Annotated in this window: 9 protein-coding genes; 5 read left to right on the forward strand and 4 right to left on the reverse strand. The window is 44.8% G+C overall.

The genetic code is table 11. From position 1 onward, the window contains the following. Positions 1-475: 475 nt before the first annotated feature. The 5 genes from glnA (at position 476) to BB427_RS22785 (ending at position 6,163) form a co-directional block, all read left to right on the forward strand. Positions 476-1,882 (forward strand): glutamate--ammonia ligase, encoded by a 1,407-nt coding sequence (gene glnA / locus BB427_RS22760; protein WP_069023462.1) that lies wholly within the window; start codon positions 476-478, stop codon positions 1,880-1,882. 266 nt (positions 1,883-2,148) lie between these two features. Then, on the forward strand, positions 2,149-2,655 hold the full coding sequence (locus tag BB427_RS22765) for a DUF4124 domain-containing protein (protein WP_069023464.1): 507 nt from the start codon (positions 2,149-2,151) through the stop codon (positions 2,653-2,655). A 547-nt stretch (positions 2,656-3,202) separates the two neighbouring features. Continuing rightward, the gene (gene glnL / locus BB427_RS22775; protein WP_039494750.1) at positions 3,203-4,285 is read left to right on the forward strand and encodes a nitrogen regulation protein NR(II); all 1,083 of its coding nucleotides are present in this window, start codon (positions 3,203-3,205) and stop codon (positions 4,283-4,285) included. Further along, the gene (ntrC, locus tag BB427_RS22780; protein ID WP_069023467.1) at positions 4,282-5,679 is read left to right on the forward strand and encodes a nitrogen regulation protein NR(I); all 1,398 of its coding nucleotides are present in this window, start codon (positions 4,282-4,284) and stop codon (positions 5,677-5,679) included. The genes glnL and ntrC overlap by 4 nt, the downstream gene beginning before the upstream one ends. Before the next feature lie 22 nt (positions 5,680-5,701). Further along, on the forward strand, positions 5,702-6,163 hold the full coding sequence (locus tag BB427_RS22785; RefSeq protein WP_010374445.1) for a cyclic nucleotide-binding domain-containing protein: 462 nt from the start codon (positions 5,702-5,704) through the stop codon (positions 6,161-6,163). Positions 6,164-6,196: 33 nt separating this feature from the next. On the opposite strand, the gene BB427_RS22790 is transcribed toward BB427_RS22785, so the two are convergent. The 4 genes from BB427_RS22790 to BB427_RS22805 all read right to left on the reverse strand — a co-directional run bounded on the left by BB427_RS22790 (position 6,197) and on the right by BB427_RS22805 (position 12,283). After that, positions 6,197-7,432, reverse strand: coding sequence for a cysteine desulfurase-like protein (locus BB427_RS22790; protein ID WP_069023469.1), 1,236 nt, complete (start codon positions 7,430-7,432; stop codon positions 6,197-6,199). 9 nt (positions 7,433-7,441) lie between these two features. Beyond that, positions 7,442-8,074 (reverse strand): 2OG-Fe dioxygenase family protein, encoded by a 633-nt coding sequence (locus BB427_RS22795; protein WP_069023471.1) that lies wholly within the window; start codon positions 8,072-8,074, stop codon positions 7,442-7,444. Between the two features lie 244 nt (positions 8,075-8,318). Continuing rightward, complete coding sequence (acnB, locus tag BB427_RS22800; RefSeq protein ID WP_045965778.1) at positions 8,319-10,916, reverse strand: bifunctional aconitate hydratase 2/2-methylisocitrate dehydratase; 2,598 nt, start codon at positions 10,914-10,916, stop codon at positions 8,319-8,321. A 311-nt stretch (positions 10,917-11,227) separates the two neighbouring features. Continuing rightward, positions 11,228-12,283 carry an OmpA family protein gene (locus BB427_RS22805; protein WP_069023473.1) on the reverse strand — a complete coding sequence of 352 codons (1,056 nt, stop codon included), beginning with the start codon at positions 12,281-12,283 and terminating at the stop codon, positions 11,228-11,230. Positions 12,284-12,312 lie beyond the last annotated feature (29 nt).

A 12,312-nucleotide genomic window follows, 5' to 3' on the forward strand; every position in this document is an offset into this window, starting at 1 on the left:
AGTTTATCCAACATTTTTTTCAATAATCCTGATTGGTGCGCGCATAAATCAACAACCTAGTATGGCTTCAGCACTACTTTTTAAGCTTTTGCAGAGGGTTTGTCATTGCCACTATATATGTAAGAGTTTCAACGCCAAAAGAGGGGTTTCATCTGTTTGCAAATTTGGTCCCTGTAACTTTGGGCTTTTACTTCACAGCTCCAATAAAGTAGCTTTTGCTTTATCTGTGCTCTTAAACTATACCAATGCTTAACTTTAAGCGAAAACGGCTATCACAGGGAATCGCTTGCACCAACATTGCGCACCATAATGAAACATTTACGCACCAAATTAGTGCACCAAGCTAACTCCTAAATTTCCAGAAAGTTAAAAGTCACTATTTATCAAAAGCTTAAAAACATGGCACAGATCAAGCTTATCTGTGTGCAATTGCAGTACATTGCAGCAAAAAATAACCCAACGAGTCGGAGGACACATGTCACAATCGGTTTTAGATTTTATTAAAGAGCACGACGTAAAATTTGTTGATTTACGTTTCACAGATACAAAAGGTAAAGAACAACACGTATCGATCCCACATCATCAAGCCGATGAAGACTTCTTTGAAGACGGCAAAATGTTTGATGGCTCATCTATCGCTGGTTGGAAAGGCATCAACGAATCTGACATGGTACTTATGCCTGACGCAGAAAGCGCTAAGCTAGACCCATTCGCAGAAGAAACAACGCTTATCGTTCGTTGTGACGTAGTTGAACCAAACACACACCAAGGTTATGAGCGTGACCCACGTTCAGTAGCTAAGCGCGCTGAAGAGTTCATGCGTTCAACTGGTATCGCTGACACCGTATTATTCGGTCCAGAGCCAGAGTTCTTCTTGTTTGACGATGTTAAATTTAAAACTGACATGTCTGGCTCTATGTACAAAATCGATGCTGAAGAAGCATCTTGGAACTCAGACAAAGACTACGAAGGCGGCAACACAGGTCACCGTCCTGGCGTAAAAGGTGGTTACTTCCCAGTAGCACCAGTTGATTCTTCACAAGATTGGCGTAGCGCAACTTGTTTGGTACTTGAAGAAATGGGCCATGTTGTTGAAGCACACCACCACGAAGTAGCAACTGCTGGTCAAAATGAGATTGCGACTCGCTTTAATACTATGGTGACTAAAGCAGACGAAATCCAAGAGATGAAGTACGTTATCCACAACATGGCTCACCTATATGGTAAGACGGCAACCTTTATGCCTAAGCCAATTGTTGGTGATAATGGTTCAGGTATGCACTGTCACCAATCACTTGCTAAAGACGGCAAGAACATCTTCGCAGGCGACAAGTACGGCGGCCTATCTGAAGAAGCACTTTACTACATTGGTGGTATCATTAAGCATGCTAAAGCAATCAATGCATTCACTAACCCAGCAACAAACTCTTATAAGCGTCTAGTACCAGGGTTTGAAGCGCCAGTTATGCTTGCATATTCAGCACGTAACCGCTCAGCATCAATCCGTATCCCTGTGATCCCATCAGAGAAAGGTCGTCGTATCGAAGTACGCTTCCCAGATCCTGCGGCTAACCCATACCTAGCTTTCGCAGCTCAGTTGATGGCTGGTCTTGACGGTATCCGCAACAAGATCCACCCTGGCGATGCAATGGATAAAGATTTATACGACCTACCAGCGGAAGAAGCAGCAGAAATCCCAACTGTTGCAGCATCACTTGATGAAGCGCTTGCTTCTCTAGATGCTGACCGTGAGTTCTTAACTCAAGGTGGCGTATTCACTGACGACCTAATCGATGCATATATCGCACTTAAGTCGAAAGAAGTTGAAAAATTAAACATGACAACTCACCCAGTTGAGTTCGAAATGTACTACAGCGTTTAATCGCTAACCGACTACTACGCTCAATACTGCCGTATTGAGCTTGTAGAGCCAAAACTCATTATGCGTTTCTGGCACTCTTAATCATATGTGTTCTCAAGCCCGTTGTTACGGGCTTTTTTAATGCAATTCAAAAGCTTAAAGAAAGTCGCTTTTATGTTGTCATTATGGGAATTATTCATTTGTAACTCGCAATTCCAACTGCTCTATACTACAGTATGAACAGTAGTTTGCTCTGGAGATTTGTGGTGCGTCAGTGGTTTCTTATAATGTCGGTTAGCATGACGCTAGCCCTAACAAGCATTGATGCTGCAGCAGAGTCCAATCCAAAAATCTATCGCTGGAAAGACAAAAACGGTCATTGGGTCTATTCTGATGTCCCGCAGCCTGGTTCGAAAGAAGTCAAACTCAACGCCAGCGCCTTAACCATGCCAAGTGTTGATACTAAAATTCTCGAGCAAACGGATACGACACCAACTATTCAATATACAGCTAAAATCACTTCTCCTGAGCATGAGCAAACTATCCGTGATAATAGCGGCAGCGTATACGTAACAGGCACTATAGAGCCAAGGTTTACCCAAGGATTAAGCGTGCAACTCTTTCTCAATGGAACAGCCACAGGGCCAAAACAAAGTAATACTCAGTTTGCTTTGCGTGGCATTGATCGCGGCGAGCATTCTGTGGTTATGAAAGTGTTTAATCACAAAGGTATGTTAGTCGCCCAAAGTGATGTTCATAAGTTCTTTTTGCACCGCAATACCGTAAATAATTAAACCGATATTGCTTACCTACACTGGCTTGCAACCAGTAGTTGCAAACACACCGCGCTCATTTCCTCTGGTATTGAGAAAGCCAAATTCGACATTTCATTGTGTTCAATCCACAACCTTTGCTCACCAACCTGAACTTTATAGTAGACCTCAGCCTTTGTTCGCAATAAATATTTATCTCGCCAGTTAGGTTGGACGACCCGCATCACACCTGTAAGGGTGGTTTTCTCGCCATTCGTAGCTCGATGTACACTCGCGGCTTGAGGAGGAAAGCAGTTAATCTGTTCGGTAACATACTTAGCGCTTTGAAAGTCACACCCGCTCATACAGAACGTGACAAAAAGGCTCCCCCCACAAAAACGAGCTAGATGTATTTTTTGACACAAAGCCCTAATAGTCTCAGCACCTTAAAGTTGGCATGCTTTATTAATAACAAGTTTAGGATACGAGTTCGAAAACCCCTAGTTTCTGAGCTTAGGTAATAATTTACTTCAATGGATGCAAAGCTATGCTATTCTCATTGCACCACATTGGTGCACGGTGAACATATATGGATCAACATAACTCGATTGACTTGGATAAAGTTTGGCAATCTCTCTCAACCGCGATTTTAGTGCTCGATCAAAATTTAATGATCCACTATGCCAATTACAGCAGTAGTGAACTACTGGGACTCAGCACAAAGCGGCTTGTTGGACTGGCGATTGATAGTGTGTTTAATCATCATCATATAGACCTGCCACGGCTCTCTAAATACGTGCTACAAGATGGCGTAGACTGCCAGCAACACAGGGTAGACGTGGTATTTGTAGATAATCGTGTCGCGACACTAAGTCTACATGCCAGACGAGTTTATCTTGCAGACAAGGCGTATATTTTAGTGGAATGTCGCCGTGTTGATGATGCCCTGCGTTATGACCAAGCATCCAATCAAATGCACCAATTTCAGGCAGCTCGAAACCTCATTCGCGGTCTTGCCCATGAAATAAAAAATCCACTTGGTGGGATCCGCGGTGCGGCGCAATTATTGCAGTACGAAACTGATCAACAAGAACGGGAAGAATGTGCCACGCTCATTATTGAGCAAGCAGATAGATTACGCGAATTGGTAGATAGATTGCTTGGACCCAATCAGTTACCACAAAAAGAGCCGTGTAATATCCATCAGGCGTTAGAATCGGTGATTAAGTTAACCACCTTGGAGCGCGATGCCGATATTACCTTGGTAAAAGATTATGATCCCAGTATTCCGGCTATCGTGATAGATCAAGCCAAAATTCAGCAAGTTCTGCTGAATATGCTGCGCAATGCTCAACAAGCACTACAGCATGACGGTACGATCACCATCACAACGCGCATTAAACACCGTCTTCATCATGGTGAGCGACTATTGAAAAAAGCATTACTCATCCGTATCAGCGACAACGGTCCAGGGATCGCCGATGAGGTAAAAGAGACATTGTTCTTTCCGATGATCACGAATAAAGAAGGAGGCTCTGGACTTGGGCTCTCTATCGCGCAAACTTTGGTAGAGCAACACCAAGGATTTATCGAATGCGATAGTTGGCCAGGACACACTGAGTTCAGTATCTACCTTCCCTTTGACAACACCGAAACAGGAAACGTGCAATGAAATCAGTTTGGTTAGTCGATGATGACGCTTCAATCCGATTTGTTTTAGAAAAGGCATTAAAGCGAGCTGAGTTTGAAACCGAGAGCTTCGCCAGCGGTCAAGATGTATTGACCGCGCTTGAATATGAGCAACCCGCAGTGCTGATCTCAGATGTACGTATGCCAGGTATCGATGGCATGGCCTTGTTAGATAAAATTGCAGGGCTCTACCCAAACCTGCCAGTGATCATTATGACCGCGCACTCGGACTTAGACTCTGCGGTCAACGCATTTAAAAAAGGGGCATTTGAATACCTCGCCAAACCTTTCGACTTAAACGAGGCCGTTTCCCTTGTGCAACGTGCATTTCGCGCAGGCCAGCAAACTAAAAAGCAAAAGCGCCACAGTGAAAAAGCCAATAGCCCCGACATTATTGGTGAAGCCCCAGCGATGCAGGAAGTGTTCCGCGCCATCGGTAAACTTTCCGCTTCAAGCATGAGTGTATTGATTAACGGCGAATCTGGTACGGGTAAAGAGCTTGTGGCAGGCGCGCTGCACAATCACAGCCCGCGCAAAGACGCTTCTTTTATCGCGCTCAATATGGCCGCCATCCCCAAAGATCTCGTCGAGTCTGAGTTGTTCGGTCATGAAAAAGGCGCTTTTACTGGCGCTGACAGCATGCGCCGTGGCCGCTTTGAGCAAGCCGACGGTGGCACCTTATTTTTAGATGAAATCGGTGATATGCCACTGGACGTACAAACTCGGCTATTGCGCGTACTCGCCGATGGTGAGTTTTATCGGGTTGGTGGTCACAACAGCGTGAAGGTCGATGTCCGTATCGTCGCGGCTACCCATCAAGACTTAGAGACACTGGTCAAGCAAGGTAAATTCCGTGAAGACTTGTTTCACCGTCTAAATGTCGTCAGGTTAAAACTACCAGCCTTACGTGAACGCCCTGAAGATATCGCCGCCCTGTGCGATCACTTTCTTGCAAAAAGCGCAAAGGAACTAAAAGCCGAGCCAAAAATCATCTCTAAACATGCTCTGCAAAAAATGCAAGCCTATCATTGGCCAGGTAACGTTAGACAACTGGAAAACACCTGCCGTTGGTTAACGGTAATGGCGCCGGGCGAACTTGTCACCCCAGCCGATCTGCCCGAAGAGCTAGAAAAACCACAACAGATTGACGCCTTAGAACATGGCAATTGGTTGGACGCATTCCAAACGTGGTTAGACTCAGAGTTACGTAAAGGAAAAGACCATATTTGGCCCGATGTACAGGCACAATTAGAAACACGACTGATCAAATCCGCACTCAATGCCTGTCATGGTCATAAGCAAGATGCGGCGTTAAAGATAGGTTGGGGACGCAATACGTTGACCAGAAAGCTAAAAGAACGCAATATTCAAGAATAAGTTTGATTTGTGAATAGTTTGCATGAAGTTACTTGAAAATGTCCCACTGTTTAAACAACTAGAGATCATCAATCGCTTAGCGTTTTTTAAAGAGTTTACGCTTGCCGAGCGCCAGGTGTTACTCGAGTCTTTTGGTCACTTATATCTGGTGCAGCAAGAGCGTCATGCCTTCAAACGCTTTGAAAAAGACAATCGCCTGTATATTGTATTAAGCGGTGAATTTTTGATTTTTAAACAAGATGCGGCCCATGATTTAGGTAAGGTTGGTCCTGGTGAATTTTTAGGTGAAGGCGCATTTATCACTAACCGAGAACGCAGTACTAGCGCACAAGCGTTAAAAGACAGCATCATCTTGGCAATAACCCCAGATGCACTAACACGCTTGCCCAATGTGATCCGGGAAAAAATCAAAGACAAGCTTATTGAAGGTATGAGCCATCGCATTGCAAAGCTCAATGCATTTATTGAAGGGCAAGAAACCTAAATAAGAAGTGGGAGCCGTAGCTCCCACTTCTTATTATGCTAATAGCTCACTGAATGCATCAAACAAGCTATCTAGTTCTTCTATGGTGTTGTAATGCATACAACCGATGCGAACAACTCCACCTTTATCCATCACCCCTAGCTGCTCGCAAAGCCCTTGGGCGTAGAAATTGCCATCCCATACGCACATGTGCTTTTTACCTAAGAATTCCGACACGGTACGTGGCTCGATGCCATCAAATGTCAAAGCAAACGTTGGTGTACGCTCAGCGAGTCGCTCACGTGACTCGATACCAAAAAGTTTAATCTTTTTAAACTCGGCTAAACGCGTTAAAAAGTGCTGACTAAGCTGCATCTCATGCGCTTTTGTGCGTGCAAATGCCTCAACCAGTTTCTCACGACGTGGTGTATCTGCACTCATTTCGCTAAGTGAAGCAATATAGTCAATCGCCGCAACAACACCCGCAAGTCCTTCAAAACTCTGCGTACCAGTTTCCCAGCGGCCTGGGATAATGTCTTTTGCCGGCTCCACCTTGTACGGAGTAAAACCTTCTAAATGCTCACGTTTACCATACACAATGCCCACGTGCGGACCAAAGAACTTATAAGCAGAGCACGCAAGGAAGTCGCAATCCAAACCTTGTACATCGATTAGCTCATGAGGTGCATAATGCACAGCATCAACATATACCAACGCACCAACTTGGTGCGCAAGCTCCACAATGCGTTTGATATCGTTGATTGAGCCAGTTGTATTCGATGCATACGTCACCGCAACTAACTTAGTCTTGGCATTTAGTAGTGATTCAAAATGCGCAAGATCAAGCGTGCAATCGGTTTCATTAATACGCACCGCATGCACCGCCGCACCTTTATCTTCGGCAGCTTGACGCCATGAAGAAACGTTTGAATAGTGATCGGCATTAGTCACAATGACTTCATCACCCGCTTGCCATTCGCGAGATAGTGCACGGCTAAAGCTAAAGGTTAAGCTGGTCATGTTGGCACCAAATACAATTTGATCTGCACTTGGCGCATTGAGTAAGTCCGCAACCGCTTGGCGCGCTTCACTCATCAAACTGACGGTCTTATCGCTCGAGAAAAATGCACCACCTAAGTTAGAGTTAAAATAACCAAGGTAAGCAGACATCGCGCTCAATACGGATTGCGGTACTTGAGAGCCACCCGGACCATCAAGGAAAATTGGCGCGGTTCCACCGATACTTTGCATAAGCGCAGGGAACTGACGACGCACTTGATTTAAATCCATACTACCCTCTTAGGCTGTAAATACGAAGCAGTCTAGGTAACCGACTTGCTCGGCATCTAGCTTGTTCATCGGTGTTGCGTTATGCCACACTTCACGGTCATTTACGAGCGCAAATAAACCATCTTTGATTTCCATTTTGAAGCAAGGTTCGGCTTCTTTATGCTCATATACCAACAGCTCACCACCGGCAATATTTTCGTGAGAAACACCACAAACACACACATGATCAAAACCATCTTGGTGCACACCTTCTGGCGCAGGAGGGGTATCGCTTTCAATCGCTAACATGCGAAACTGATGCACTTCTATGCTGGTATCGTCTGCAACTCCTGTCATGGCTTTGAATTCAGCAAGCATATGCTTAAAGCCATCGGTGTTTAACATGTCCAGCTCAAGGTTTTCGTAAACACGCTCAATATTACCTTGGAAAGTATTAATTGAATCGTCTTGAACGAAAGCTTTCGTCGGCTGCAATGTCACTTCACCGCCAGTGAATTTAACCACAGAATAACGGCGCTTTCTGAATGCACCATCGGCATAAGGGTTATCTGGAAGTTGATTGAAAAAAGGCTTAACTGCATCGATATGTGACTGCGGTAAAAAGCGTAGTTGTAATAAATTCTGGTTGTTTACTGTTGTCATGATCCTCTCGCCCATTGATGAGAATTTGCCGATAATTCTAATAAAACCAGAGAAAATTACTGTTTAAAAAAACGGGATTTTAACAACCAAAACGCAATAAAAACCCATTTCTAACCACTTTAATGGATTACTTATCTATAATTAAAATAATGCATGATAACACCATTTAAAATGAGCATTTTATGTGCATAAAAAAAGCCAGCATGCGCTGGCTTTTTCTTTCAATGAACTCTAGAGCGAGTGATTAAACCGCTTGTTGAATGATCACTGAGTCTGCCTTTTTAGTGTACTGAGGCATCTTGTGGAAGTTCAAGTAACGGTAAGTGTCCGCAGCCGTTGCATTGATCTTCTCTGCATACTCTTGATATTCAGCAGGCGTTGGTAGTTTACCAAGAATCGCAGCTACCGCTGCAAGCTCTGCTGATGCAAGGAATACGTTTGCACCTGTACCTAAACGGTTAGGGAAGTTACGAGTCGAGGTAGAAACAACCGTTGCTTTATCAGCAACACGTGCCTGGTTACCCATACATAGTGAACATCCTGGAGTTTCGATACGTGCACCTACACGACCGTAAATACCGTAGTAACCTTCGTCAGTTAACTGATCGCGGTCCATCTTCGTTGGTGGAGCAACCCATAGTTGCGTTGGTAGACGACCACCGAAATTATCCAGTAGTTTACCCGCTGCACGGAAGTGACCGATGTTAGTCATACAAGAACCAATGAATACTTCATCGATCTTCTCACCTGTTACCGCTGAAAGTAGACGTGCGTCATCAGGGTCATTCGGTGCACAAAGGATTGGCTCTTTGATATCAGCAAGATCAATCTCAATGGTATGCGCGTATTCTGCATCCGCGTCAGCAGTCATTAGCTCAGGGTTTGCTAACCACTCTTCCATCTTAGTGATACGACGCTCAATAGTACGTACATCACCATAGCCTTCAGAGATCATCCACTTAAGCATAACGATGTTAGAGTTTAGGTACTCTTCGATAGACGCTTGTGAAAGCTTAACGGTACAACCTGCCGCACTACGCTCTGCAGATGCGTCAGATAGTTCGAACGCTTGCTCAACCGTTAGGTGCTCAACGCCTTCGATTTCAAGGATACGACCAGAGAATTCGTTGATCTTACCTTTTTTCTCAACCGTCAATAGACCTTGCTGGATTGCATAGTAAGGGATAGCGTGTACTAGGTCACGTAATGTGATACCCGGCTGCATTTCACCTTTAAAACGAACAAGGATTGACTCAGGCATATCCAACGGCATTACACCCGTTGCAGCTGCGAATGCTACCGCACCTGAACCTGCAGGGAATGAAATACCTAGAGGGAAACGAGTATGCGAGTCACCACCTGTACCTACCGTATCAGGCAGTAGCATACGGTTTAGCCATGAGTGGATAACACCGTCACCAGGGCGTAGCGATACACCGCCACGGTTCATGATGAAATCAGGAAGTGTGTGGTGTGTGTTTACATCGATAGGCTTAGGATAAGCTGAGGTATGACAGAATGACTGCATAGTAAGATCAGCAGAGAAGCCAAGACAAGCAAGGTCTTTAAGCTCATCACGCGTCATTGGACCTGTAGTATCCTGAGAACCTACCGTTGTCATTGTTGGCTCACAGTATTGACCTGGGCGTACACCTGCCATATTACACGCTTTACCAACCATCTTCTGTGCAAGCGTAAAGCCTTTACCAGAATCAGCCACTAACTTAGGCTTACGGAAGATATCTTCAGCTTCAAGACCAAGAGACGTACGAGCTTTGTCCGTAAGGCCACGACCGATGATTAGAGGAATACGGCCGCCTGCACGCACTTCATCAAGAATTACGTCTGATTTCAGTGAGAACGTTGAGATAACTTCGTCAGTGCCGTGACGCTTAACCACACCTTCGTAAGGGAAGATGTCGATTTGGTCGCCCATGTTTAGTTCGTCAACTGGAAGCTCAATCGGTAGTGCACCAGAATCTTCCATGGTGTTGAAGAAGATAGGCGCAATCTTGCCACCCAGACACACACCGCCAACGCGCTTGTTTGGTACGAATGGAATGTCATCACCCATGAACCAAAGTACAGAGTTAGTTGCAGATTTACGAGATGAACCCGTACCAACAACATCACCCACATATGCTAGCGGTAAACCTTTACCATTAAGCGCTTCAAGTTGTGCAATTGGACCTACTTCACCTGGCTTATCAGGGTTGATACCATCACGCTCGTTTTTAAGCATAGCCAACGCGTGTAATGGGATATCAGGACGAGACCAAGCATCTGGTGCAGGAGACAAGTCGTCTGTATTTGTTTCGCCAGTTACTTTAAATACAGTCACTGAAATCTTGTCTGCAACGGCTGGCTTCTCAAGGAACCATTCTGCATTTGCCCATGACTCAATTACTTGCTTAGCAAACTCATTGCCTGCTTTTGCTTTTTCTTCTACATCGTAGAATGCGTCAAACATCAGTAGCGTGTGAGACAAACCTTTAGCAACGATTGGCGCGATAGCGGCATCGTCTAGTAGGTCGATCATCGGCGCGATGTTGTAACCACCAAGCATAGTGCCAAGTAGTTCAGCTGCATACTCTCTTGAAATGAGCGGTGATTCCGCTTCGCCTTTCGCTACTGCAGCCAAAAAGCCTGCTTTTACGTATGCGGCATCATCTACACCAGGCGGTACACGGTTGATAAATAGATCAACGATGAACTCTTCTTCACCTGCTGGTGGAGTTTTTAGTAATTCGATAAGGTCAGCAGTTTGCTGCGCGTCTAACGGCTTAGGCACGATACCTTGCGCGGCACGCTCTTCTACGTGTTTACGATATTCTTGAAGCACAATATTGCCCTCTTGGTGACGTGGACAGACAAGTAAATGATCTGGCTGCGATTATTGATGCAATCGGCTGAACCATTCCCTTGACCATAAAATATAATGAACAATTATAAGGTCTTTGAGTATAGATGAAAATCTTGCATGCGATACCTCGCCTTATAGTCACTATAAATACAATGAATAAGCATACCGAAACAAGTATATTTTGATGAATATTAGTCAAACGAGAATCATTTTAATTTTGCGAAAAGGTATACTTGGTGGGATCAAAAAAGGCTCCTGAAGGAGCCTTTTTGCATAAGCTAAGTTGAAAATTAACGCTTAACTTTTACTTTCTCTTTAGAAGAAACGTGCGCTTCTACACGACGGTTTTCCGCATGTGCTTTTAGCGTGTTTGCTGGATTTTTCAAACGCTCTTCACCGTAACCAACCGTGGTAATACGCATTGAATCTACACCCATATCAACGAGTTTCTCAGCAACGTTTTTCGCGCGGCGCTCAGAAAGCTTTTGGTTGTAATCAGCATCACCCACAGCTGACGCGTGACCTTCAATCACAACATCTGCATTTTTATGCTCTTTCAAGAACTTAGCAACCGCGTTGATATCATCAACATATTGCTGTGAGAAAGTTGCATCGTCATGCGGGAAGCGGACTAACAGGCTTACTTTGTCTTCTTTAGTCTCGTACAAAGTACAGCCAGACGCATCAACAGCATCCGTCATTGGTGTGTTAGCACATTTGTCTTCGCTATCCACAACACCATCTTTGTCACTGTCTTGCGGTGCTTCTGCAACTACAGGAGCTGGGGCTGGGGCTGGCGCAACCTCTTCCGATTTACCAGCGCTACCGAATGAGTAGTTAAGACCAATCTTACCACCAACGTCTGTGTAACCGGCTTCTAAACCTTGATAAATCGCAGCTTCTGCATTCACGAATAAGTGATCGGTGAAGTAATGACGAACACCAGCACCTACGTTAGCAAAGGTGTTATCTGAGATCACATCTAGGTTCATCTTTTTGATACCCACTAGACCGTAGAATGGACCACCATCAAAGTGGTACAAACCGTCGATACCGTAACGCTCGGCGTCCAGAGAACCATTGCTGATACCACCAAGGTCAAAATCCATATCTGCATACTCGATACGACCACTCCAAAACTTGTCGAAGCGGTAGCCAATTTCAGCACCCCAGCCTGTAGAGTCTTCTACGTCTAGACCAGCCATATCACGGTGATTCTGCCAATCAGCATCATAGTAATCACCAAACACACCAAGATATACACCTTCTGTAGGCTCAGTAGTGTTTGCATTTGCATTGGCTGTCACTGCCATCGCAACTAGTAAGCTCAAAGTTTTAATTTTCATCATTCCTTCCCATCTCTGTTAGTTTACGC

This window comes from Pseudoalteromonas sp. BMB (genome assembly GCF_001709235.1).
Lineage (GTDB): Bacteria > Pseudomonadota > Gammaproteobacteria > Enterobacterales > Alteromonadaceae > Pseudoalteromonas > Pseudoalteromonas maricaloris.